The sequence below is a fragment of the Leisingera sp. ANG-M1 genome (genome assembly GCF_000813745.1).
In the GTDB taxonomy this organism is placed as follows: Bacteria; Pseudomonadota; Alphaproteobacteria; order Rhodobacterales; family Rhodobacteraceae; genus Leisingera.
This window is the reverse complement of record NZ_JWLC01000020.1, coordinates 81,680-106,640: the sequence shown is the minus strand read 5'-3', so window position 1 is coordinate 106,640 and position 24,961 is coordinate 81,680. Positions and strand designations below refer to the sequence as shown.

20 protein-coding genes are annotated in these 24,961 nt (G+C 62.9%); 12 read left to right on the top strand and 8 right to left on the bottom strand.

The features are described from left to right. The first annotated feature begins 28 nt into the window (after positions 1-28). The gene (gene torS, locus RA19_RS17225; protein ID WP_039164851.1) at positions 29-2,953 is read left to right on the top strand and encodes a TMAO reductase system sensor histidine kinase/response regulator TorS; all 2,925 of its coding nucleotides are present in this window, start codon (positions 29-31) and stop codon (positions 2,951-2,953) included. On the opposite strand, the gene RA19_RS17220 is transcribed toward torS, so the two are convergent. Beyond that, entirely contained in the window at positions 2,934-3,626 is a 693-nt protein-coding gene (locus tag RA19_RS17220; RefSeq protein ID WP_039164848.1) for a response regulator, read from the bottom strand. The two genes, torS and RA19_RS17220, sit on opposite strands and share 20 nt — an antisense overlap. Before the next feature lie 189 nt (positions 3,627-3,815). Between RA19_RS17220 and RA19_RS17215 the strand changes: the two genes are divergently transcribed. The 4 genes from RA19_RS17215 to RA19_RS17200 all read left to right on the top strand — a co-directional run bounded on the left by RA19_RS17215 (position 3,816) and on the right by RA19_RS17200 (position 8,870). After that, on the top strand, positions 3,816-4,763 hold the full coding sequence (locus RA19_RS17215) for an ABC transporter substrate-binding protein (protein WP_039164845.1): 948 nt from the start codon (positions 3,816-3,818) through the stop codon (positions 4,761-4,763). 69 nt (positions 4,764-4,832) lie between these two features. Then, entirely contained in the window at positions 4,833-5,864 is a 1,032-nt protein-coding gene (locus tag RA19_RS17210) for a quaternary amine ABC transporter ATP-binding protein (RefSeq protein WP_039164843.1), read from the top strand. After that, positions 5,861-7,825: an ABC transporter permease gene (locus tag RA19_RS17205; RefSeq protein ID WP_039164841.1), complete on the top strand. Its 1,965-nt coding sequence runs from the start codon at positions 5,861-5,863 to the stop codon at positions 7,823-7,825. Before RA19_RS17210 ends, RA19_RS17205 begins: the two co-directional genes overlap by 4 nt. A 4-nt stretch (positions 7,826-7,829) precedes the next feature. Further along, positions 7,830-8,870, top strand: coding sequence for a GlxA family transcriptional regulator (locus RA19_RS17200; protein WP_052261864.1), 1,041 nt, complete (start codon positions 7,830-7,832; stop codon positions 8,868-8,870). Between the two features lie 6 nt (positions 8,871-8,876). Here RA19_RS17200 and RA19_RS17195 read toward each other — a convergent pair whose 3' ends face one another. After that, the gene (locus RA19_RS17195) at positions 8,877-11,261 is read right to left on the bottom strand and encodes a GcvT family protein (RefSeq protein ID WP_039164838.1); all 2,385 of its coding nucleotides are present in this window, start codon (positions 11,259-11,261) and stop codon (positions 8,877-8,879) included. A gap of 97 nt (positions 11,262-11,358) precedes the next feature. On the opposite strand from RA19_RS17195, the gene RA19_RS17190 reads away from it, so the two are divergent. Next, positions 11,359-12,258, top strand: coding sequence for a MurR/RpiR family transcriptional regulator (locus tag RA19_RS17190; RefSeq protein ID WP_039164834.1), 900 nt, complete (start codon positions 11,359-11,361; stop codon positions 12,256-12,258). On the opposite strand, the gene RA19_RS17185 is transcribed toward RA19_RS17190, so the two are convergent. The 6 genes from RA19_RS17185 to RA19_RS17160 all read right to left on the bottom strand — a co-directional run bounded on the left by RA19_RS17185 (position 12,255) and on the right by RA19_RS17160 (position 18,101). Continuing rightward, a complete protein-coding gene (locus tag RA19_RS17185) occupies positions 12,255-13,103 on the bottom strand; it encodes a carbon-nitrogen hydrolase family protein (RefSeq protein WP_039164829.1) in 849 nt (282 codons plus the stop codon). The genes RA19_RS17190 and RA19_RS17185 overlap by 4 nt on opposite strands. Positions 13,104-13,106: 3 nt before the next feature. After that, positions 13,107-13,991: a MurR/RpiR family transcriptional regulator gene (locus RA19_RS17180; RefSeq protein ID WP_039164826.1), complete on the bottom strand. Its 885-nt coding sequence runs from the start codon at positions 13,989-13,991 to the stop codon at positions 13,107-13,109. 168 nt (positions 13,992-14,159) lie between these two features. Beyond that, the gene (locus RA19_RS17175; protein WP_039164823.1) at positions 14,160-15,452 is read right to left on the bottom strand and encodes a TRAP transporter large permease; all 1,293 of its coding nucleotides are present in this window, start codon (positions 15,450-15,452) and stop codon (positions 14,160-14,162) included. Then, positions 15,449-16,006, bottom strand: coding sequence for a TRAP transporter small permease (locus RA19_RS17170; RefSeq protein WP_052261881.1), 558 nt, complete (start codon positions 16,004-16,006; stop codon positions 15,449-15,451). The genes RA19_RS17175 and RA19_RS17170 overlap by 4 nt, the downstream gene beginning before the upstream one ends. A gap of 69 nt (positions 16,007-16,075) precedes the next feature. Continuing rightward, positions 16,076-17,089 carry a TRAP transporter substrate-binding protein DctP gene (dctP, locus tag RA19_RS17165; protein WP_039164821.1) on the bottom strand — a complete coding sequence of 338 codons (1,014 nt, stop codon included), beginning with the start codon at positions 17,087-17,089 and terminating at the stop codon, positions 16,076-16,078. 307 nt (positions 17,090-17,396) lie between these two features. Beyond that, on the bottom strand, positions 17,397-18,101 hold the full coding sequence (locus RA19_RS17160; RefSeq protein WP_039164818.1) for a GntR family transcriptional regulator: 705 nt from the start codon (positions 18,099-18,101) through the stop codon (positions 17,397-17,399). 139 nt (positions 18,102-18,240) lie between these two features. Here RA19_RS17160 and RA19_RS17155 point away from each other — a divergent pair, with 139 nt between their 5' ends. The 6 genes from RA19_RS17155 (at position 18,241) to dapA (ending at position 24,906) form a co-directional block, all read left to right on the top strand. Then, entirely contained in the window at positions 18,241-19,272 is a 1,032-nt protein-coding gene (locus tag RA19_RS17155) for a transporter substrate-binding domain-containing protein (RefSeq protein ID WP_039164816.1), read from the top strand. A gap of 61 nt (positions 19,273-19,333) precedes the next feature. After that, complete coding sequence (locus RA19_RS17150) at positions 19,334-20,503, top strand: amino acid ABC transporter permease (protein WP_039164815.1); 1,170 nt, start codon at positions 19,334-19,336, stop codon at positions 20,501-20,503. A 13-nt stretch (positions 20,504-20,516) separates the two neighbouring features. Continuing rightward, positions 20,517-21,584, top strand: coding sequence for an amino acid ABC transporter permease (locus RA19_RS17145; protein ID WP_039164813.1), 1,068 nt, complete (start codon positions 20,517-20,519; stop codon positions 21,582-21,584). 11 nt (positions 21,585-21,595) lie between these two features. Further along, positions 21,596-22,342, top strand: coding sequence for an amino acid ABC transporter ATP-binding protein (locus RA19_RS17140; protein WP_039164810.1), 747 nt, complete (start codon positions 21,596-21,598; stop codon positions 22,340-22,342). Between the two features lie 132 nt (positions 22,343-22,474). Next, positions 22,475-24,019, top strand: a complete 1,545-nt coding sequence (betC, locus tag RA19_RS17135) for a choline-sulfatase (protein WP_052261863.1) — start codon at positions 22,475-22,477, stop codon at positions 24,017-24,019. Then, complete coding sequence (gene dapA, locus RA19_RS17130; protein WP_039164807.1) at positions 24,016-24,906, top strand: 4-hydroxy-tetrahydrodipicolinate synthase; 891 nt, start codon at positions 24,016-24,018, stop codon at positions 24,904-24,906. Before betC ends, dapA begins: the two co-directional genes overlap by 4 nt. The last annotated feature ends 55 nt before the right edge of the window (positions 24,907-24,961 follow it).

Below are 24,961 nucleotides of genomic sequence, written 5' to 3'. Positions count from 1 at the left end.
GCGCGCCAATGCGGGCGAAAGTTCCGGCATGTTCGGAAAGCTCGGCCTTGGCGGAAAATTGAGCCTTGCATTCATCGTGATTGCAGGGCTGCCCACCCTTGCGGGCATCCTCGGCCTGGTCGAGCTGCGGGTGCTGGCCCGGCGCCAGGCCGAGGTGATCAGCCAGACCATTCCCGCCATTGCCGAAGTGCGGGGCATGGCCGAAGAAAGCACCCGCATCATTGCAATCGCGCCCGAGCTGGCCGCAGTAACCACTCAATCCGACCGCCGCAACCGCGCGCAGTTTCTGGCAGGCCAGGTGGCGGCCCTCACCCGGCGGCTGGAAGCGCTGGAACAGGCCGGCGGCGGCTCGGAGCGGCTGCGGGAAACGGTGACCGACGCCTCCCGGGTGCTGTCGCTGCTGAACGAGCTGGTCGAAACGCGCATCGCCCTGCGCCAGGATTTCAAGGCGCTGACCGGGCGCAACCTTGCCGCCGCAAACACACTGCTCAGCATGGCCGACACCTTGGTCGCCAACGCGGAAATGGGCACCACTGCGGTGATCTCAAGCCTGTACGGCCCCGGCGCCTCCCCCATTGAGGAGCAGGCCCGCACCGACACGCTGGACAAGCTGATCGAAGTGGATCTGTTCCAGCTGGGGCTGATGTTCGAGCTGCGCTCCCAAACCGCAGAGATCGGCCTGCTGATCAACCGGATCGAAGATGCCGGCAGCGACATCGAACTGGGCGAGATCGAAGCCTCGCTGACCAGCCGCCTGCTGATCGTCTCGCGCCGGATCAAGGCGATCCGCGACCCGGGCCGCCGCGAACAGGCCGAAGGCCATGCGGCACAGCTGCGGACCATTTCCGGAGAAGACGAGGGCTTGTTTGGGCTCCGCGACCGGATCCTGACCACCGAAACCCGCATCACCGCCCTGCAGCAACTGCTGCAGGACACCGCGCTGCGGCTGGGCGATGAGGCCGCGGCGGTGGCGGATCAGGCACAGGCGCGGGCCATCAGATCAGGCAATGCAGCCGCCCAGGACGTGCAGCGGGCGCAGCTGCGCAACGGCTTTGCCGCGGCTGCAGGCTTTGTGCTGTCGCTGGCGGTGCTGTGGTTCTACGTGCGCGGCAGCATCACCCGGCGTCTGAACCAGCTGTCGGGCACCATGGCGGCACTGATGCGCGGCCAGCTGGACCGCCCGCTTCGCCCCCGGGGCAGCGACGAGATTGCCCGCATGGAAGAAGCCGTCGAAGTGTTCCGCCAGCAGGCCATCGAAAAACTGGAACTGGAACGGGTCCGCGACCGCAACGAGCAGGAGCTCCGCGAGCACCGCAACAACCTGCAGGCCCTGGTGGATGACCAGACCGAACGGCTGCGCGAGGAAGTCGAAGCCCATGACGAGGCCCGGCAAATGGCCGAGGCTGCCGACCAGGCAAAATCGGAATTCCTGGCCATGATGAGCCATGAAATCCGCACGCCGATGAACGGGGTGCTGGGCATGCTGCGCAGCCTCTCCGACGACGGGTTGCCGCCCCGGCAGATGGAACGGCTGCGGGCGGCGCTGGTCTCGGGGCAGAACCTGTTGAAAATCCTCAACGACATTCTGGACTACTCGAAAATCGAAAGCGGCGCGCTGCAGCCCGAGGAAACCGCATTTTCACTTCATGGCCTGGTGCGGGATATTGTCGTCTTACTGCGCCCGGGAGCTGACAACAAAGGCGTTCATCTTTGGCTGGATGCCCCCGGGGATCTGCCCGATGTGGTCCGCGGCGACGCCGCCAAGCTGCGGCAGATCCTGTTCAACCTCCTGTCCAACGCGCTGAAGTTCACCGAGGAAGGCGAAGTGATCCTGCGGGTCCGGGCAAACGAAGCCTCCAATGGCCGGCACCAAGTGGCCTTTGAAGTCAGCGACACCGGCAAGGGCATCTCGGCCGAGGCAAAGTCGCGGATTTTTGAGGCCTTCGAACAGGAGGACCCCGGCACGGCCCGCAAGTTCGGCGGCACCGGGCTGGGGCTTGCAATCAGCAAGCATTTCGCCGAGGCGATCGGCGCCCGGCTCTCTCTGGAAAGCTCTCAAGGCGTGGGTTCGGTGTTCACCCTGGCTCTGGAACTCGACGCAGGCACCCCCGCGGACCTGGCACCGGACGAAACCCCGGCTCCGGTCTCGCAGGCCGAAAACCCGTTGTCAGTCCTTGTGGTCGAAGACAACGAGATCAACCAGATGGTTGCACAGGGCTACCTGGAGCGCATGGGCCATTCCTGCCACTGCGTGTCCAGCGCCGAAGAAGCGCTGGACCTGCTGCCAGGCTCCGGCTTCGATCTGGTGCTGATGGACGTGAACCTGCCTGGCATCAGCGGCACTGAAGCCACCCGCCATATCCGTGCCCTGCCCGATCCGCAGCTCGCCGCCCTGCCGGTCGTCGGCATCTCCGCCCATGTGCAGGAGGAGCAGATCCAAACACTTCTGCACGCCGGCATGACCGGGTTTGTCGCCAAACCGGTGTCGCCAGAACGCCTGGCCAAGGCGCTCGACAGTGTCACCCAGGGACGCGAGGGCGCGGTATATCTGTCGGCCCGCCAGGCTGGCGCTGCACCGCACGGCCGGCACGCTGTCCTGATGGAGCAGATGCAGGAAAACATCCGGGATCTCGGAGAAACCCAGGCCCTGAAGATCGCGCAGATGTTCGAACGCGAGCTGCCGCAAAGCCTTGCCCGTATGGATGCAGCTCTGGAAGCGCAGGATTTTGCAGCACTGGCCAAGGAAGCCCACCGGGCCAAAGGCGCGGCCGCCACCTTTGGCCAGCAGGACCTTGCAACGCTGCTGGCCGGCTTGGAAGCACGGGCCGGGGACGGTGACTTGGCCGGCGCCGCGGAAAAACTGGACGCGCTCAACCGGCTGGCGCCGCAAACCCTGGACACACTTGCCGCGGTGCTGAGCGCCTGCGGCGCCGTCAGGTCAAAGGCGCCGTGAAAACATAGCCCTCGCCATGCACGGTGGTGATCATGCGCGGACTGGCCGGGTCTTCCTCCAGCTTGCCGCGCAGGCGCCGGATCAGCACGTCAACCGTACGCGGGTTGGCGCCGTACTGCCGGTGGGTCACCCGGCTCATCAGCGCATCGCGCGAGGCCACTTCGCCCGCCCGGCTGACCAGCATGTCCAGCACCTCGAACTCGGCGCGGGTCAGCGCAATGCTGTCTCCCTCCACCGTCTGCAGATGCCGCGCGGCCACGTCGAACTGGAACTTGCCGAACTTGTAGATCCGCCGCGACAGCCGCCGGATGTCCTGCGTCCGCCGCAACAGATTCTTCAGCCGCGCCAGCAATTCGCGCCGGTTGAACGGCTTAGTGACATAATCATCCGCGCCCAGCTCCAGCCCGACAATCCGGTCGATCTCATCATCCCGGCCAGTGACCAGAATGATCCCCATCTCCGACTTGGCGCGCTGTTCGCGGGTGATCTGCAAGCCGTCCTTGCCGGGCAGATTGATATCGACCAAAAGCAGGTCAACCTCCTGCTCTTCCAGGACTTTCTCAGCCTCCTCCGCGGTCTCGGCCTGCGAGACATCATACCCCTGCGCATCCAGATAACTGGCGAGGGTGGCGCGGGTGACCGGCTCGTCCTCGATGATCAGAATATGCGCCATAAACGCTGTGCCCCTTCGCGGAATTTTCCTACCGGTTAACAAATTTTAACATCACTGACCAGCCTGTTCATCCCGCCGGGCTGACCTGTTCACATCTGCTGCCTAGCCTCCTCCCCCGAAAGCACAGGCTTTCACCACGCGAAAAGCTCAGGCCATCCGGACCCGGGCTGCGACAACAGGGAGACACACATGAATTACCGGCAAATCCTTTTGGCCAGTGCAGCGGCCATCGCCATGACAGCCCCGATGGCAATGGCGGAAGACTCCTCGGACCCCATCATAATCCCGGTCCACAACTGGTCCAGCCAGATCGTGATGAGCCACGTTGTCGGGCAGATTTTCGAGTCCATGGGTAACAATGTCGAATATGTCTCGACCGACAGCCAGGCAGTTTATGAATCCGTGCGCCTGGGCGACGTGACCCTGGAACTGGAAGTCTGGGAAGGCGCCTTTGGCAAATCCTTTAACGAGGCACTGGCCAAGGGCGGCCTGCATGACGCGGGCGACCACAATGCCGTCACCCGCGAAGACTGGTGGTATCCGGCCTGGACCAAGGAAGCCTGCCCCGGCCTGCCGAGCTGGGAAGCGCTGAACGACTGCGCAGCCATCTTTGCCACGCCCGAGACCGGCGACAAAGGCCGTTTCCTGGGCGGACCGGTGGACTGGCTCAAGCATGATGCCGAACGCGTCGAGGCGCTGAGCATGAACTTCACCGTGGTGAACGCGGGCTCAGCCTCAGCGCTTTGGGCCGAAGTGGCCGCGGCGGAAAAAACCAAACGGCCCGTCGTGATCTTCAACTGGACCCCGAACTTTGCCGAAGCTGTCTGGCCGGGCGAGTTTGTCGAGTTCCCGACCTGGGTCGAAGGCTGCGACAAGGACCCCTCGGTCGGTCCGAACCCCGACGCCACCTATGACTGCGGCAACCCCGCCAACGGCTACCTGAAAAAAGCCGCCTGGGACGGCATGAAAGACAAGTGGCCGGCCGCCTATCAGACGCTGACTGAGATCAGCTTCACCAACCCGCAAATCGCCGAAATGGCCAAGCTGGTCGACATTGACGAGATGGAGCCCGAGGACGCTGCTGCCGAATGGCTGGAGGCCAATGAGGATCTCTGGAAGCCCTGGACCGGCTCCTGAACCTTCCTTTCCTCTCCAACTCACCGGGGCGGTCCACTGCCCCGGATTTTTACTAACGAAAGTAGACCCATGACCGCCGCCACCCCCGTCATTTCCTGCAAAAACGTCTGGAAGCTGTTTGGCGCCAATCCGGAACAGTATCTGAAGTCGCTGACCGGCAACCCGGGCTTTGATGAAATCCGCCAGGCCGGCTACATCGCCGCGGTGCGCGACGTGTCCCTGGAAATTGCCAAGGGGGAAATGCTGGTAATCATGGGGCTGTCCGGCTCCGGCAAATCGACTTTTGTGCGCTGCCTGTCCCGCCTTATCGACATCACCGGCGGCGAGGTCCGTGTCGAAGGCCAGAACATCGGCGACATGTCCGAGAAAGAGCTGATCGACCTGCGCCGCAACAAGATGGGCATGGTGTTCCAGAGCTTCGGCCTGCTGCCGCACCGCACCGTGCTGGACAACGTCGCCTTCCCGCTCGAGATGCGCGGCCAGGACCGCCACGAGCGCCGCGCCCGCGCTTTGGAAGTGATTGAACTGGTGGGCCTGTCGGGCCGCGAGGATTACTTCCCGCGCGAGCTGTCCGGCGGCCAGCAGCAGCGTGTCGGCATAGCCCGCAGCCTGGCGATTGAACCCGACATCTGGTTCCTGGACGAACCATTCTCCGCCCTCGATCCGCTGATCCGACGCGAGATGCAGGACGAATTCCTGCGCCTGCAGGAGATGCTCGGCAAAACCATTGTCTTCATCACCCACGATTTTGACGAGGCCCTGCGCCTCGCCGACCGGATCGCCATCATGAAGGACGGTGTGGTCGAGCAATGCGCCACCCCGGACCAGATCGTGCTGAACCCAGCCACCGAATATGTCGCCAAGTTCACCGAGGAAATCGAGAAATCCCGCGTTGTGCATGCCGGAGTGCTGGCGCGCGAGGTCAACGGCCACAGCCTGACAGGCACCCCCATTGGCGAAAAACAGACCATCTCCGAACTGGCCCGTCTGCTGGTCAATGACAGCCGCGACTTCCTGCCCGTGGCCAACACCGCCGGCAGCCTGATCGGAGCCATGAGCCGCCAGGAGGCGCTCGACGTTCTTCTGGGAGAGGCGTCATGACGGACCAGACCATGACACTTGCTGAAAAAAACCACAGTTGGACACGGGCCAAAACCGGCTGGGCGATCTTTGCCGCAGCCTGCCTGCTGGCCATTGGAAACTCCGTTTTGCCCGCAGGGTTGGTGCGCCCGCCGGAATGGCTGGTGCTGCCCTTTGCCGACTGGATCAATGCCATCTTTGCCTTTCTGCGCGATGACCTGGGCCTTCTCTACCTGACCCGCGCTTTTGCCGATGGTGTCGAATGGCTACTCGATGTGACCGCCAACCTGCTTTACGGCAAGAACCGCTGGCCCCGCATCGGCCCGATCCCCTGGACCGTGATTGCCAGCATCGGCTTTGTCATCGGCTACGCGCTGCAAGGCTGGCGCCTGTCGCTGCTCACCGGCGGCACCTTTGTCTGGATTGCCGTCATGGGCCAGTGGAAGTGGGCGATGGAGACCCTCTCGGTCATCGTCGTCGCCGCACCCTTCTCGATCCTGTTCGGCCTGGTCATGGGCATCTGCGCCTGGCGTTCAAAGACGTTCGAGCGGATCCTGAACCCGATCCTCAACATCGCGCAGAGCCTGCCGCATTTCGCCTACATGATCCCGGTGGTTGTCTTCATCGGCGTCGGCCCCAAGGCAGGCGCCATCGTCACCATCATCTTCTCGGTGCCGCCGATGATCCGCATGTCCCTCCTTGGCCTGCGCAAGGTTCCGCATGAGGTGATCGAAAGCGGCCACATGTGCGGCTCCACCCGCTGGCAGCTGCTGCGCCACGTGCGCATTCCCACTGCTCGGACCGAGATCCTGGTGGGCGTGAACCAGGTGATCATGCAGTGCCTCGCCATGGTGGTTCTGGCCAGTTTTATCGGCATGCCGGGCCTTGGCCAGAAACTGCTGCAGCTCCTGCAGGCGCTCAAGATCGGCCGCTCGGTCGAGATCGGCATCACCATCGTGCTGCTGGCGGTCATGCTGGACCGCTGCACCAAGGCCTGGGCCACCAAACAGCCCGAGCATTTCGAAAAAGGCACTTCCTTCGCTGTCCGCAACAAGTTCCTGCTGCTTGGCGCCGGCCTGTCGCTGGCCTGCCTGGTGCTGGCGCAGTTCATCCCGCTGATGGACCAGATCGGCCGCCGCGATGCCTTCACCATCTCCAAGCCGATCGACGCGGTCGCGGACTGGTTCATCGTGCTGATCGACCCGATCACCCAATGGCTGCGCTGGTTCCTGATCACCTGGGTGCTGATCCCGATCCGCGACGCTTTCCTGTGGATGCCCTACGCCGCGGTGCTGGCGCTGCTGGCGGCGGCTGGCTGGGCCATCGGCGGCCTGCGCTCCGCCCTTGTCTGCCTCGCCTTCTTCGGGCTTATCGCCATGTCCGGCTGGTGGGACCGCGCGATGATCACGGTCTATACTGTCGTGGTTGCCGTCTCGATCGCCGCCGTGATCGGCTTCCCGCTGGGCATCTGGGGCTCCTTCCACGAGAAACGCGCCGCGCTCGCCCTGCTGATCTGCGACACGCTGCAGACCTTCCCCAGCTTCATCTACCTGATCCCGGTTGTGATGCTGTTCGGCGTGAACGACGTGGCGGTGATCGGCGCCGTGGTCCTCTTCGCTGCTGTGCCGCTGGTGCGCTACACCATCGAAGGCCTGCGCCAGGTGCCGGAAACCCTGATCGAGGCTGCCGACATGTCCGGCGCCACCCGGTCACAGACCCTGTGGAAAGTCCGTCTGCCGATGGCCCTGCCCACCATCATGGTCGGGGTGAACCAGTCGGTGATGTTCTCGCTGTTCATGGTGATCATCGCCGCCTTCATCGGCACCCAGGACTTGGGGCAGGAGATGCAGCGCGCACTGTCCTCCACCGATGTGGGCAAAGGCCTGGTGCTGGGTCTGGCCGTCGCCTTCATGGGGCTGATGGTCGACCATCTGGTCACCACCTGGGCAAAAACCAAGAAAGAAGCGCTGGGGCTGGAGTAAAACCATGACCATCCATTCAAACGACTTCGGTCCCGCCCCCCACACCCGCATAGGCTTTCTGCTGTTTCCAGGCTTTCCCATGGCCTGCCTGACCTCGGCAATGGAGCCCCTGCGTGCCGCCAATGAAATCGCCGGGCACCAGGTGTTTACCTGGTCCCTGGTGAGCGAAACCGGCGCAGACGCAAAGGCTTCTGCCGGGGTCCTTTTTCCAGCGGACACCAGCCTGGCAGAGGCCGAGGGGTTCGACTGCCTGTTCCTTCTGTCCGGCCCGGAAGCCGAATTTGAAGATCCCGTGTCAGGCCCCGGCCGGCTGCGCTACCTTGCCCGCCACGGCGTAACCCTGGGCGCGGTGTCCGGCGGTGTCTTCCCGCTCGCCCGCAGCGGTGTGCTGTCAGGGCGGCGCTCTGCCGTGCATTGGTGCTACCGCAGCGCTTTCGAGGCCGCCTTTCCCGATTGCACCGCCGTCGACCGGCTGATCGTGCGCGACGGCAATGTCCACACGGTCTCCGGCGCCACTGCCATGTTCGACCTGTCATTGGAGCTGATCGGCAAAGCGCTTGGTGCCGATGCCATGAACGAGGTTGCCTGCATGTTCCAGCACCCCGTCATCCGCAATGGCAGCGCCCGGCAGAAAATCCCGGTGCTGCAAAGCGACCGCACCGTCGACCAGATGCCGCCCGCAGTGAAGGAGGCCATGGCGATCTTCTCGGAGAACTTCGAAACGCCCGTCTGCATCCGCGACGTGGCCCGCATGGCAGGGATCTCGCCGCGCCAGCTGGAGCGCAGCTTCCGCACCGCCACCGGCCTCAGCCCCGGCGAATACTACCGGCGCCAGCGTCTGAAAGCGGCCCGGCAGATGGTGCTTTACTCCTGGGATTCCGTCTCGGACATCGCCCATGCGGTCGGCTATGCCAGTTCCTCGACCCTGACGCTGCATTACCGCAAGTTCTACGGCGTCACGCCCGTTCAGGACCGCAAACAGGCCTATCTGCCGGCGCGCGGCAGTCCGGCGCCATCGTCAACGCTGGCACCGGGCTGTTCCTGACGGGAGCTATCCTTTCATCCGGCTGCCGCTCGGGTCAAAGGCGCAGGCGAACTGCAGACGCGCGGCAAACCGGGTGCCGGCAATATTGACTTCCGCCGCAGCCCCGTCCGCATCCTCCATATGGACATAGGCCAGCGCGATGGGCTTGCCGACCCGGTAGCCGAAACAAGCCGTGGTGGTGTGCCCGACAATCTTGCCGCCCGCATAGACCGGTTCATGCCCCAGCGGCACCGCACTCTCATCCTCGATAATCACCGTCATCAGTTCCCGCTTGGCCTCTTTGCGCCGCCCGGCCAGCGCCTCGGAGCCGATGAAGTTCTTCTTCTTGGAGACCAGCATGTCCAGACCCGCCTCAACCGGGCTGGTGTCGCTGTCCAGCTCATGCCCCATCGCGGCAAAGCCCTTCTCCACCCGCATCGAGGTCTGGGCAAACATCCCCGCAGGCATCGCTCCGGCAGCGGTCAGCGCCGCAAAAACCGTGGAGGCATCCTCCGCCTTCATGGTCAGCTCCCAGCCGGCTTCGCCCACATAAGACATCCGCACAGCACGCACATGGCAGTCCGCAACATGCGCCGGGCCAACCTTGAAGTAACCCAGCTCGTTCAGCTCCGGCGCGCCGCATTCCGCGATGATCCGTGCAGACTCCGGCCCCATCAGGCCCAGCACTGCATAGTCCTCAGTGCTGTCGGTCAGGGTCACATCAAAGCCTTCGGCATGCCGCTTGAACCAGGCAAAATCGCGCTTGATCGCATTGGTGCCGACAAACAGCCGGTAGTGATCCCCGGCAATCCGGTGCGCAGTGATATCGCTTTCATAGGTCCCGCGCCCATTCAGCACCGCGGTGTAGATGGCACTGCCCGGCGCCTTGGCCATATTCGACGCGCAGGTGCGCTGCAGGAAGGCTTCCGCATCCGGCCCCTGAACCTCGATCTTGCCAAAGGGCGAAGCATCGAAGACCGCGGCTTTCTCATGCGCGGCCATCACCTCAGCCTTCACATTTTCAAACCAGTCCGGCTTGCCGAAGGTCATCCGCGGCTCGGCCGTCTTGCCCAAGTACAGCGGCCGCTCCCAGCCATAGACTTGGGTGAAATGCGCGCCCGCCGCCTTGTACTCAGCTTCCAGCGGCAAGGCGCGCAAACCCCGGGCCGTTGAGAGCTGCCGCCCCGGATACGCAATCTCATAATGAGTGCCCAGGATCTCCGGCGCGCGCGCCATCAGATGCTCCAGACTGTTGTAAACCGGAGCAAACCGCTTGGCATCCGCCTCGCCCAGGTCATAGGCGGTGTGGCCGTGCACAATGCAATGCGCCAGGTTCATGCCCGCTCCGCCGCCCGAGGCCAGGCCAACCGAGTTCATGCCGCAGCCCAGGAACAACCCCTTGGTCTCTGCTGTCTCACCCAGCATAAACATGCCATCGGGGGTAAAGCTCTCCGGCCCGTTCAACAGCATCTTCACTTCCGCCGTCTCCAGCGCGGGCAGCCGGTGCAGCGCGTTCATCATCATCGGCTCGAAATGCTCCCAATCCTCGGGCAGCAGCCCGAATTCAAAGCTTTCGTCCAGCACACCCGGCTTGATCGGCTTGCCCATCGGTTCAAAACAGCCAACCAAAAGCCCGCCGCTGTCGTCCCGGATATAGAGATGGTTGTCGTGGTCGCTGAGCGTCGGCGTGTTGCCGGTGATGCCGTCAATCGGCTTGGTCAGCAGATAGAAATGCTCGCAGGCCAGCGCGGGCACTTCGGCCCCGGCCATGGCGCCGACTTCCCGCGACCACAGACCGGTGCACAGCGCAATCGCATCGCACATGACGGTGCCTTGCGTGGTCTCAACACCCACGACCTTGCCGTTCTCGGTCAGGATGCCGGTGACACCGGTGTTTTCAAAAATCTTCGCGCCCAACCCCTTGGCCGCCTTGACCAGCGCCGCACAGACATCCGACGGAGACACCCGCCCGTCATCCGGCGACCAGACCGCGCCGATCACGTCTTCCGCATTCATCAGCGGCCAGCGTTCCTTGGCCTCCTCCGCACTCACCGACTGCGCCCGCACGCCGTAAGCCTGGGCCAGCGCTTCCTGCCGTTTGATGTGGGTCATCCGGTCCGGGTTGGTGGCAATCGACAGGCTGCCCTTCTGGATCCAGCCGACCGACTGGCCGGTCTCCTGCTCCAGCCGCGAGTAAAGATCCACCGAATACTGGATCATCCGGGTCAGGTTCTGCGAATGGCGCAGCGCCCGCACCTGTGCCGCCGAATGCCAGGTGGTGCCGCTGGTCAGCTTATTGCGCTCCAGGAGGATCGCGTCGCTCACCCCCATCTGGGCCAGGTGGTACAGCGTCGAGCACCCCATGATGCCGCCGCCAATGACAACGACCGAGGCGTGGGAAGGAAGGGACATGGGCCAGTCTTTCTCTAAAGATCAGATTTGCGCCAGATTGGCCTCTCCACGCGTGTTTTCAATTTGCCAATCTAAGAACATTCGTTCTTATTGAAGCATGGACAAGAACCGCAAAGCCCGTCTCCTCGCCGATCTCAAAGCCGCCATCGGCGGCCTGCCGCCGCGGCTCAAGGTGATCGCCAAGTACGTCATCGACAACCCGGGCGACTTCGGCATGGACCCGATCCGCGTCTCGGCAGAGAAAATCGGCGTCAGCCCCAACTCGCTGGTGCGGCTGGCCCAGAAGATGGGGTTTGAAGGCTTTGAACCGTTCCGCGATCCGTTCCGCCATGCCCTGGTGACTGAGCGCGAGGATCAGATGGGCGCCGACTGGATTGCCCAACTGGATGACGGTGACAGCCTGGCCCGAACCCAGGCCCGGCTGGCCCGGAATGAAATCAATATCGTCTCACGCTCTTTGCGGATGATGTCGCAGGACCGGATCGAGACCGCTTTGCGCTGCATGACCGGGGCGCGCCACTGCTATGTGACGGCCACCCGCTCCAGCTATGCGATGGCCTATTACTTCCACTACGTCGGCCGCATGGCCCTGCCCGGCCTGCAGCTGATCCCCCGCCATATGGGGTCAGCCGTGGATGAGCTGATTGGCGCAACCGAGCAGGACTGCCTGATCGCCATCACCTTCGCCCCATACTCCGCCGAAACCATCCAGTCGCTGCGCTATGCCCGCAGCCGCGGGGCCAGGCTGATCGTGATTTCCGACAGCGAGGTGGTCGCGCCGCAGATCGACCCTGATGTCGTCTTCCCGATCACCACCCAGTCGCATCACTACTTCGGCTGCTACGGCGGCGCGATGGCGGTGCTGGAGTGCCTGCTGGGCCACCTCGTGGCGCTTGGCGGCGAAGAGGCCCAGCAACGGATTGCCGACTACGAGGCTACCCGCGAAGACAGCGGAGCCTACTACAAGGCCGGCCGCACGCCCCGCATCCGGAGTTAAGCCGACAGAACGCTGATCCGGTAGTCGTCCAGCCGGTCCTTGAGGAAAGTGTAGTCCCGCCGCGCCTTGGCCTGGGTTTCCCGGTCCAGGATGATCAGACGGAACTCCTCCGCGGTCTCGGCAAACTCCACCGGCGGGGTGTTTTCGTCCTGCCACGGCAGGCAGAACAGCGAGTTGCCATAGGTCTCCCCAGCCCGGTTCAGCGACAGGAAGAACACCTGGTTTTCCAGCGCCCTCGCAATCGCAAAAGGATGCCAGGTGTGAAAGCTCTCATCCCGGTAATAGGCGCCGCAATGCAGGATCGCGTCGACCCCGTGGTCCACCACCAGCGTGCGCGCCAGCTCCGGGATGCGGATGTCGTAGCAGATGATCGGCGCCAGGCGGAAGCCGTTGACCTCAAACACAAACAGGTGGCTGCCGCGGTTGAAGTACTCCTTCTCCATCGAGGCGCCGTATTGCGCCAGATGCAGCTTGTCGTAATGGCCGGCCAGTTCCCCGTCCGGGCCAACCACACCGATGCTGATGAAGGGGCCGCCCTCGCCTGCCCGGGCAAACCCGTAGGAGACATGCACTCCATGCTCCTGCGCCACCTGCCGCCAGGCCTGGAACGAGGCGCCATCCAGCGGCTCCGCGATCTCATCCAGCCGGGCAAAGGTGTCGCGGGCATAGTCGATGCTGGACAGTTCCGGCAGCACCACCAGATCGACCTTGCCGTCCGCTGCCTCCAGCTGCGCACGCACCTTGGCCGCCGAGGCCGCCAGATGCGCATCGCGCTCCGCCGCGCTGGTCATCGGCGGGATGCTGATCTGGCAGGCCAGAAGGGTCAGGGTCTCGGTGGCGGTCATGGCTCAGGCTTTCTTGTTTTTCCAGTATTCGTTCATGCGCAGCCGGTCGGCCTCGATCCGCTCGATCCGTTCCACCACGCCGCTGGGCTGGCCAATGGTGAAGAAGCCGATCAGCGCCTCGATCAGCACCGTGGTTCCGACATAGGATTCAAAAAACAGCGGGCTGCGGTTCGGCCCCAGCAGCACATAGTCCGCTTCCATAGCGATCGGTGAGGCCGGGCTGTCGGTGATCGCAATCACCTTGGCACCGCGCTCGCGCGCCAACATCGCCAGCTCAATCGCGGCCCGCGCGCAGGGCTGCTGGCTGATGGCAATCATCACGTCGCCTTCGCCGATGTCAGCGACCGGATCGGCAAACACCCCGCCCTCGCCGCGCACCAGCCGCACCTTGCCGCTGGCCATGCCGCCGATGTAGTGCGCGTAGGCTGAGAAGCTGGCCGAAGCCTGCATCCCCACCATATAGACCTGCCCGGCATCGTTCAGCACCTTGGCAACACTGGCAAAATAGTCAGGATCGATGGAGTCGAAAATCGCCGTCAGGTTCCCAATCGTGGAGCTTCGGAAGTCCTCCCAGACTTCCCGCGCCGCCTGGTCTCCGCCGGATTTCTGCAGGTTCTCGGCGCGCAGGTGGTACTCGTTGATATCGTTCTGCTGCACTTGCTTGCGGTAAACCTCGCGCAGTTCGCTGTAGGTCTCAAATCCCAGCGCCTTGGCCAGGCGCGAGAAATTCGGCAGCGAAACACCCGCATTCCCGGCCACCTGCCGCATCGACAGCGTCGCGATATCGCCCGGATGCTCAAGCATGTAGGTCGCCGCCACCTTCAGCGCGCGCGGGAGCTGCGGGAACAGCTCCTTCAGCCTGTCGCTCACGTGAAGGTAGGTATTCATGCCGGCCGGCGTCTCCTGTTGCATCCAAGGCTCCCCTGCAAGTCCAAAGGGTGCAGCCCGATCCATTCAATACACCCCGCTGCAAAAGATTTTACATTTGCAAACATTGCAACGGGGAAGTTCAAGGCCCGGGCGGCGCGGGGGATCATCTTGCCGCCCGGGGAGGCCTCAGCTGCTCAGCAGCACATCCGGCAGCCAGAGCGACAGCTGAGGAACAAAGGTGGTCAGCGCCAGTGTCGGCAGCCAGGCGCAGAAGATGAACAAAAGCGTCGGCCCTAGCATCTTGCCCACCGGCGTCTCGGTCACCTGCGCGCCCAGGTACAAGAGCGGCGCGGTTGGCGGCGTGACATTTGCCATGCCAAGGTTCACCCCCAGGATCGCCGCGAAATGGATCGGGTCGACCCCGACATCGCGCACAATAGGCAGCAAGAGCGGCGTCGCCAGCAGCAGCCCTGAGATATCGTCCATCAGCATCCCGATCAGGATCATCACCAGGTTGACCATCAAGAGGATCACAATCGGGTTCTCCGAAACCGAGAACACCAGATCGCGGGCGATGTTCGGAATGTCCTCGAAGATCAGGAAACGCGAGACGATCAGCACCATGAAGATCATCGTCATCACCACGCCGATGGTGATGCCCGCGCCGGTCAGCGTCTGCATCAGCCCGCGCCAGGTGAGGCCGCGGTAGACATAAATCGCAATCGGGATCGAATAGACCACCGCAACGCCTGCGGCTTCGGTCGGGGTCATGATGCCGCCATAGATACCGCCCAGAATGATCAGCGGCATCAGCAGCGCAGGCATCGCCTGACGGGTCTGCAGCTTGAACTGCGGGGCAAAGTCCACCGGCTTTTCAGTGGTTTTTATGTCCTTGTATTTGCGCAGGGCAAACTGGTTGGTGGCAATCAGCAGGACAATCAGGATGATGCCCGGAAAAACGGTCGACAGGAACGCCTTCAGCACCGACTGCTGCGCCACCCAGGCATAAAGGATATGCGAGGAGCTCGGCGGGATCAGCAGGCCCAAGGGGCTGGCGCTGACGATCAGCGCAGCGGAAAGGCCATCGGGGTAATTCGCCTTGCGCAGATGCGGCATCATGATACCGCCGATGCAGGTAAGCGTCGCATTCGCACTGCCGGAGATCGACCCGAAGATGCCCGAAGCGACCACCGCAGCGGCGGACAAGCCGCCCTTGATATGGCCGATGAACAGCTCTGCCAATGCCACCAGCGGTGCGGCGATCTTGCCCTTTTCCATGATCGCACCGGAGATCATGAACAGCGGGATCGCCAGCAGAACCAGCGTGTTCATCTTCCAATAGCCCGCAGGCAGATAGCCGGTGATGTCATGGCCGCCGGTCATGGCCAGGAACAAGAGCACCGCGCCAAAGGCGATATAGACGCTGACGCCCAGCAACAGCAGGCCGCAGATGATGACAATGCTGCCAAAGATGATCATGCGTCGTCCTCCTCGGGGCGGGGCGCGTGATAGGCGTCAGGCCCATCGATGAGATGCAGCACGAAGTAAATCGCGTTGAAGAGGGTCATGAAGGCAAAGCCGGTCATGATCGCGGCACGGGGGAGAACTGCGGGGATTTTCAGCGCCGTGGTGCGCTCCCACAGCGGGTAGGCGATGATCTCGCTCTCCACTGCCAGGTAGCACCAGTAGACGATATAGGCGCCGACCCCGATCTCGATCAGATAGACTAGGATGCCGCGCCACCAGGCCAGCTTGCCGTCCCCCAATACCACGCCGAGGATATCGGCATTGACGTGGGACTTCTTTTCACCAGCCAAAGCGGCGCCAAAGAAGAAGGTCCAGAAACTGATCGCCAGCAGCCATTCCTCATAAGCAAAGAGATTGCCGGCAAAGCCGTATCGGATGATCACCACTGCCAGAAAGGTCAGCGCCATCAGCAACCCGCCTGCGGCCACAAACAGGCGCATGAACCGCAACGCGGCCCGCAGCGGGGCGGCTGCGCCATGCGGCAGTCTTTCGGTAATCTCGCTCATCAGCCCTCCCCTTTCGCCATGGCAGAAGTAGGCCGGCAGCATAGGATGCCGCCGGCCCCGGTCCTTGGATTACTCCGCGGTCAGACGGTCCAGCGTGTCCTGCCCAATGGTGTCGACCATGGTCGGCCAGATGTTCTCGCGCACCCAAGCGGCCATCGCAGCCTGCTCTTCGTCGTTCAGGGCCAGGATCTCATAGCCCTTTTCCTGCAGCAGCTCGCCGAACTTGGCATCGTTCTCGCGGTTGTAGGCAAAGAAGTCATCCGACGCCTTGGTAAAGGCCGCCTGCACGGCCGCGCGCTGCGCGTCGTCCAGCTTGGCCCAGGTCTTCTCCGAGGCGTAGTAGGAGGTCAGCTCGGACACCGAGTTGTACTGGACATAGTATTTGCCCACATCCGACTGCGCAAAGATCGAATAGGTCGCCGACTTGGTGCAGCAGATCGCACCGTCCACGATGCCCGACTGCAGCGCCGGGAAGATGTCGCCCCAGGCCATGGTGGTTGCCTGGAAGCCCAGCCCTTCGACCATGTTCTTCACAACAGGCGAGGACCAGACCCGGATGTTCATGTCCTTGGATCCCATGACGTTCCAGTTCTCCGGCTTCTTGTTGGCAACGATGCCGGTGAAGCCTTCGGGGTTGTTCGCCAGCAGACGCAGCCCCAGCTCGTTCAGGCGCTCCTGCAGGATCTGGTTAAACGGGCTGTCCATGTTGCGCATGATACTGTCCATCTCGTCGAAATTGTTGACGAGGAACGGCATCGACAGGAACTCCAGCCGCGGGTCTTTGTGGCTGTAGATGAAGGCGGCAGTAAAATCGATGTTGCCGCGGATGGTATCTTCCATCAGCGCCTCGCCGGAGCCCAGCTGGTTGGCCGGGAACAGCGAGACCTTGAGGCCCACATCAGCAGCTTCGATATCCGCCTTGATCTGCTCCATCATCTTGGTGCCGGGGTGATCGACCGGGAAGGTGCCTGCAAATTTCAGGCGCATGTCGGCAGCGGAGGCCAGGGTGGCAACGGACAGGGCCAGGGCGCCTGCCAGGCCGGCCCGGCCCAGGAGTTTTCCGAATTTGAGTGATTTGAGCATGTTTCCCTCCCTTGCTCAGGACGCGTCAGACTGGTGCGGGTTCTTGCGGGCCGCATCGGGTGGAGGGACTTTAGGCTAAGGATTTTATCATTTGCAATACTTTTGTATCCTTCAGTGTCATTTGTTAAATTTCATAATTGAGCATGACACGCCCCGGCAGGGCCTTAAGACCTTGCAAACAGGAGAGATCAGCTTCCTTGAACAGAGCATTCAGGCGCAGCAGCCAGTGCCGCACAACGCTGCTGCACGGCCTGCAGGCTGCAGGCAAAAGGGAATCGTTCAGAGGATTGCGGGGCTGCCGCCGGGCTCAGAACTCGAAATCTGAGTGATAGCGGGCGCTCAGGAAACTCATGAACCGGTCATGGAACTGCCGGGTATGCTCATGCGCCAGCTTGTCGGCCAGCGGCACATCCTGATTGCGGATCGCCTCGATGATATCGAAATGCTCGCTGGTCAGCAGATGATCCGTCGCCGACGACTGGATATAGTCGAAATGCATGTGCAGCAGCCGCCGCCCCTCATCCAGCAGCTGACCGTAAGACCGCGCCAGATACGGGTTCCGGCCCGCTGCCGCAATGGTCATATGGAAATCCCGGTTGGTCGCGGACATCCGCAGATAATCGTTCTTGCGGCAGGCCTCCTCAAAGGCCTTCGCATCCCGGGTCATCTGCTTTAGATCCGCTTCGCTGCGGAATTCGGCCGCCAGCCTGGTATTGATCCGCTGCAGGAAATCCAGCGCCTCGACATAGCGCGGAAATTCCGCCAGCCGGATCGGCGCCACCAGGGTCGACCGGTTCGACAGCATTTCCACCAGCCCGTCCGCTGACAGCCGCACCAGCGCCTCGCGGATCGGTGAGCGCGACATGGCGAATCGCTGCGACAAGCTGGTCTCATCCAAGGGTTCCCCCGGTGCCAGCTCCAGCGTCAGGATCTCCCGGCGCAACTCGTCATAGACAAATTTGGCCCCGCGCCCCTTGGCAAGCTTTTGTGCAGACTGCTGATTTTCCGTCATTTTTACTCTTCCAAAGGCGGCAGGCGGCTCCTCTGCCTACTCATACAGCATTTGCCCGGCCAAACAAATTTATTGACGTGTCGCCAAACTGTCGACACTAAACGTGCAGACAAAATGTCGACAAGAATGGGAGGAGAACATGAAACCAACAATTTTGAGCGCCGTGGCAGGCGCCGCCGCACTGGCGGCGGGCACCGCATTTGCCGCTGATGACACCCGCCTCAACACCGTTCTGGAGCGAGGATCGCTGTTGTGCTCGGGCCATAACGGCTCGTTCCTGGGCTTTGCCGAGGTGGACGATCAGGGCAATTGGAAGGGCGTCGACATCGACCTGTGCAAGGCACTGGCGGCGGGCCTCTTTGGCCAGTCCGACGGCAACTTGGAAATCGTGCCGATCAGCTGGGCACAGCGCTGGCCTGCCCTGCAGTCGGGCGACATTGACGTGGTGATCAAGGTCTCCGGCTGGACCCAAAGCCGCGACACCGAGCTGAACCTGGCCTACAGCCGCCCCTATTTCATCGGTGCCTTCCAAGTTATGGCCCACGCCGAAACCGAAGCGGAAAGCGTGGCGGATCTCGACGGCGGCTCGATCTGCGTCTCGGCCGGCACCTCAACCGAGCGGGTCCTGGCCTCCTACCTGGAAAGCCACAACATCGACGCCGAGATCATCGTCTTTGAAAAGGGTGACGAGGTCCGTACCTCCTACTTCGGCGGCCGCTGCGACGGCCTGATCGAATGGGCGCCCAGCCTGGCCGCCGCCCGGGTTGAGGCCGAAGACCCCTCCGCCCATGTGATCCTGCCCGACGTTCTGGAGCTGGAAGCCGAAGGCATCATCGTCCCCGAGGGCGACCCGGACTGGCTGGACGTGCAGAACTGGATGCTGAACTCGCTCTGGTACGCCGAGGCGCAGGGCATCACTTCTGCCAACGTGGACGAGTTCAAGGCCAACCCGCCCTCGACCACCGTGGGCAAGTTCCTGGGTGTCACCCCGGGCTACGGCGAGCGTCTCGGCCTGAAGGACGACTGGGCCTACAACATGATCAAGGAGGTCGGCAATTTCGGCGAGATCTACGAGCGCAACATCGGCTCCGGCTCGCCCTACAACCTGCCCCGCGGCATCAACGCGCTCTATACCGAGGGCGGCGTCTTCTACCCGATGATCATCGACTGATCCGGTTTGAACCCGGGCAGAGCCGGCTGGCTCTGCCCATCAAACAAAGGGGGGAGACACTATGACAGCTTTGCTCAGAAGCAAATCCGTGCGCGACGCAGGCCTGCAGGCTGGGTTCACCGGCGGTCTGTTCATCATGATCGTGGTCTTTGTGCTGACTGCGCAAACCAATCTGGAGGCACAGGGGCTGACGTCCGGCTTTGGCTTCCTGGAGCGCGCCACCGGCTGGGAGATCAATTTCTCCCTGATCGACTATTCCACATCCTCCCCCTATTGGCGGGCCATCCTGGTCGGCGTGCTGAACTCGATGTTTGTCGGCGCCATCGGCCTCACCGTCGCCACCGTTCTGGGCGTCACCGCAGGCGTTATGCGCACCTCCGGCAACGGCATGGCCGAGCTGTTGGGCACCGCCTTTGTCGAGATATTCCGCAACGTGCCGCTGCTGCTGCAACTGTTCTTCTGGTATGCGCTGCTGATCGGGCTGCCGAAACCGAAACAGGCGCCCTTTGTCTGGGATTCCATTGCCCTCACCGGCCGCGGCATCTTTGTGCCTGGACTGAATGTCTCCGGCGGCTCCGTCTTCCTCGCCTTCCTGTTCCTGCTCGCAGCCTTCGGCCTGTCGCTCTGGCTCGGCGCCGCACGCCGCTTTTCGCGGATGGGCAAGGCACGTAAGAAAACGCTGCGCCGCAGCCTGTGGCTGGGGGCCATCATCCTTGGCATCCTGTCGATGTGGCTCGGCCGCCTGCCGGACACCCCGCTGGTCAACATGCCCTACCTCAAGGGGCTGAACTACCGCGAGGGCATCCGCATCTCACCGGAACTCCTGGCCTGCATCATCGCCATCTCGATCTACGGCGCCGCTTACATCGCCGAGATCATCCGAGCCGGCTTCAACGCCATCCCCGGCGGCCAGAGCGAGGCCGGCCATGCCCTGGGCCTCACCCGCTGGCAGATCTTCAGCCGCATCCGCTTGCCGCTGGCCATCCGTGTGGTGCTGCCGACGATGATCAACCAGTACGTCTGGCTGTTCAAAGCCACCACCATCGGTATCGCCATCGGGTTCGCGGACTTTTTCATGGTGGTCTCCACCTCGATCAACCAGTCCGGCCAGACGCTGGAGCTGATCGGAATCCTGATGGGGGGCTACCTGCTGATCAATTACACCATGGCCTGGGTGCTCAATCGCGTGAACGACGCGATCAAGCTCAAAGGCACGCAGCTGCGGATCTGAAGGAGCACACGCCATGGCCAAGACCTATCACCGCCCCACCCTGCTGGATCACGTCCGCACCCGCTACTTCGCCACCCGCCTGGATACCGCCATGTCGGTCCTCTTCGGCGCCATTACCCTGTGGATCCTATGGAGCCTGCTGAACTGGGCCGTTCTGGACGCCGTGTTCAGCGCCGCCGACAAGGAGCTGTGCGGCCACGATGCCGGCGCCTGCTGGTCGGTGATCGACGCGCGCTGGCGGCTGATCCTGTTCGGTCTCTACCCGTTTGAGGAACAGTGGCGCTCGGCCATCGCCTGCGCCGCCATCGTGCTGGTCACCGCGCTCTCCTGCGTGCCCTGGTTCTGGAACGCCAGGCGCCTGCCGGTGCTGTGGCTCACAGGGTTTGCCGTTTTCTATGTGCTGATGGCAGGCGGTTATTTCGGGCTCAAAGAAATCCCGCCGCAAAGCTGGGGCGGCCTGTCGCTGACCATCTTCGTCTTCGCCGCGGTCGCCATCATCGGCATGCCGCTGTCCATCGTCTTTGCCCTGCTGCGCCGGTCCGAGCTCCCGTGGATCGCCCGCACCATGGGGCTGGTGATCGACACCATCCGCTCGCTGCCCTTGCTGTCGATCATGTTCACCTTTGCCATCGTGCTGCCCTTTGTGCTGCCGGGCTGGCTGATCGGCGACAAGCTCTACCGCGTCATCGTCGGCTACGCGCTGTTCTTTGCCTGCTATCAGGCCGAGATCATCCGCGGCGGCATACAGGCGCTGCCCGCCGGCCAGGAAGAGGCTGCCAAGGCGCTTGGCATGTCTTACTGGCACCGCATCAGCTATATCGTGCTGCCGCAGGCCTTCCGCAACGCGCTGCCGCCGACCATCAACCAGTTTGTGATCACCTTCAAGGAGACCTCGCTGGTTGTGATCATCGGCTTCTTTGATGTGATGGCCTCGGGCAATGCGGCCTTTGGCACCGCCGAATGGAGCTTTGCCCATATCGAAGTCTACAGCTTCGTCGCGCTCATCTTCTTTGTCTTCGTCTTCGCGCTGTCCCGCTACGGCGCCTATCTGGAACGCCGCCTGGCCGTTGCCAGCCGCTGAGGGAGGAACCCATGCCCGCAACCGACACCGCAGTGCGCATCGCCGATATGGACAAATACTACGGCAGCTTTCACGCGCTGAAGAACATCAACCTGGACATCCGCAAGGGCGAGAAAATCGTCGTCTGCGGCCCCTCCGGCTCCGGCAAGTCCACCCTGATCCGCTGCATCAACAAGCTGGAGGATTACCACGCGGGCTCGATCAATGTGCTGGGCACCGAGCTGGACGACAACCTCGACCACATCGACGAGATCCGCCGCGAGACCGGCATGGTGTTTCAGCACTTCAACCTGTTCCCGCACATGACCATCCTGGAGAACTGCACCCTCGCCCCGATCCTGGTGCGCAAGCAGAAGCGCGAAGAGGCCGAGGCGGTGGCGATGGAATACCTGCACAAGGTCAAGATCCCCGAGCAGGCCGACAAATTCCCCGGCCAGCTGTCGGGCGGCCAGCAGCAGCGGGTCGCAATAGCACGGGCGCTCTGCATGAAGCCCGAGATCATGCTGTTTGACGAACCCACCTCGGCCCTGGACCCTGAGATGATTTCCGAGGTGCTCGACGTGATGGTGTCGCTGGCCGAAGACGGCATGACCATGGTCTGCGTCACCCACGAGATGGGCTTTGCCCGGCAGGTCGCCGACCGGGTGATCTTTATGGCCGATGGTGAGATCGTCGAACAGGGCACGCCCGAGCAGTTCTTCGACAACCCGCAGAACGAACGCACCCGAACGTTCCTCAGCCAGGTTCTGGGGCATTGAAGTGCCGTGTTTCCTCAGAATTCCTGCCCGTCGCACAAGCGGCGGGCACGCGTCGCCCGCCCCACGGCGGGCGCGTTCCGCACCCGCCCGGGCAGACGCTCACCGTGGTACTGCTAAGCAATTGGACAAAGCATGACAAAACCCAACATCATCCTGTTCATGGTCGATCAGCTCACCTCATTTGTGCTGAACGCCTATGGCGGCACCACCTGCAAAACCCCCAACATCGACGCTTTGGCGGCGCGCGGCACGGTGTTCGAAAACGCCTATTGCCCCTATCCGCTTTGCGCGCCATCTCGGTTCGGAATGATGGCAGGCCGCCTGCCCTCGCGCATCGGTGCCTATGACAACGGCGCCGAATTCACCGCCTCCACCCCGACATTTGCCCATTACCTGCGGGCAAACGGCTATTACACCTGTATCTCAGGCAAGATGCACTTCGTCGGCCCCGACCAATACCACGGGTTTGAGGAACGCCTCACGACCGAGATCTACCCGGCCGACATGTCCTGGACCCCGGACGCAGATTTCCGCGACTACAACAAGGACGAAGAGCGCGCCTATACCTTCGGCGTCTCCACCATCGACACCGTGCGCGACGCAGGCCCCGTTGCCCGGTCGATGCAGATCGACTACGACGAGGACGTCATCCACCACGCTGTGCGCGAGCTCTACACCCGGGCGCGCAGCGACGACACCCGTCCCTTCATGATGACGGTCTCGCTGACCCATCCGCATGACCCCTATGTGACCACCCAGGAATACTGGGACCGCCACCCGGAAGACACTATCGACGCCCCGCAGGTGCCCCATATCCCGGTGGAACAGCGCGACGCCCACAGCCAGTCGCTCTACTACCACTACGGCCAAGACAAATGCGCGCTGAGCGAGCAGGACTACCGCAACGCGCGGCGCGGCTATTACGGGATGATTTCTTACGTCGATGACCTGTTCGGCCGCCTGATGCAGGCGCTGGACGAGAGCGGCTATGCAGACAACACCGTGGTGCTCTTTGCCTCCGACCATGGCGACATGATCGGCGAGCGCGGCATGTGGTTCAAAAAGACCCTGTTCAACCCGGCCATTCAGGTACCGCTGATCATCGCCCATCCAGGGCACGCCCCCGGCCGGGTCGCGGCACCGGCCTCGCTGCTGGATATCTTCCCGACCCTCCTCGACATCGGCGGCATCCGGGGCGAGGCCATCAAGACGCCCTTGGACGGCCGCAGCCTGATGCCCGCCCTGCGGAGCGAGGCCCTGATCGGCCCCGTTTTTGCCGAACACATCGACGGCGGCACCTCCGCCCCGCGTGTCTGCGTCCGCGACGGCGACAAGAAGCTGGTGATCTCCCGCGCCTACCCGCCGCAGCTCTATGACCTCGCCGCCGACCCGCTGGAGCAGGTCAACCTGGCAGGCCAAGGCGATGCGGACGAGGCCCGCCTGACCGAACTTGCCGAACAGACCTGGCCGCTCGACACCCTGCTGGATGACGTCATCGCCAGCCAGGTTGCGCGCAAACTGATCGACAACGCCCTCTCTACGGGCCGCGAGGAAATCTGGGATTTCACCCCGCGCCCTCTCACCCAGAACACCAACTATGTCCGCCGCGGCGACGCCTTTCCCGAAGTCGAACAGCGCGGCTACCTCCCCTACAACACCAAAAGGACCTCCTCATGAGCTACAACGTCAAACTCTCGGGCGTCATGCCCGCTCTCGTGACCCCCTTCAGCGCCGACGGCAGCGTCGACTTCGGTGCCTTCGAAAAACTGCTGACCCATTTCCGTGAAGCAGGCGTGACCGGCTGGGTGCCCAACGGCTCCACCGGCGAATACTTCAGCCAGTCCACTGAGGAACGCCGCCAGGTGCTGCAGTTCGTCAAGGAATTCGCCAACGATGACGAGATCCTGATCGCAGGCACCAACGCGCCCGCCACCCGCGAAGTGATCGAGCAGACTGCCATGGCCAAGGACATCGGCTATGACAACGTGCTGCTGGCGCCGCCCTTTTACACCCGCCCGACCCAGGATGAGCTGATCAAGCACTATGAGACCGTGCTGGCCGAAGTCGACGTGAACCTGGTGCTCTACTCCTACCCGCTGAAGGACGGCAATGACATCAGCTTCGAGCTGATGGACCACTTCGCCGACAATCCCCGCGTCATCGGCATCAAGGAAAGCTCCGGCGTGCTGCAGCGCGCGATCGACATCGCCTCGCGCTACGAAGGCAAAATCCAGCTGGTCTCCGGCTCCGACGACATTGCGCTGGACTTCATGTTCTGGGGCGCGGACAGCTGGATTTGCGGCCCGTCCAACTGCATGGCCAAGGCCTGCTGCGACCTGGACCGCACCTACAAGGCGGGCGACCTGGATAAGGCGAAAGAGATGATGAAGACGCTCTACCGCGCCATGAACATCCTGGAATCCGGCAAGTTCGTGCAGAAGATCAAATACGGCTGCGAGCTGCAGGGCCTGCCTGTCGGCGAATGCCGCGCCCCGCTGGGCTCGCTCACGGATCAGGAAAAGACCGAATTCCGCGCCGCGATGGAACCGATCCTGAACTGGTAACCTCTCTCCCTGACCGGAGGCGGCGCAGGCGCGCCGTTTCCGGGCTTTTTAGGAC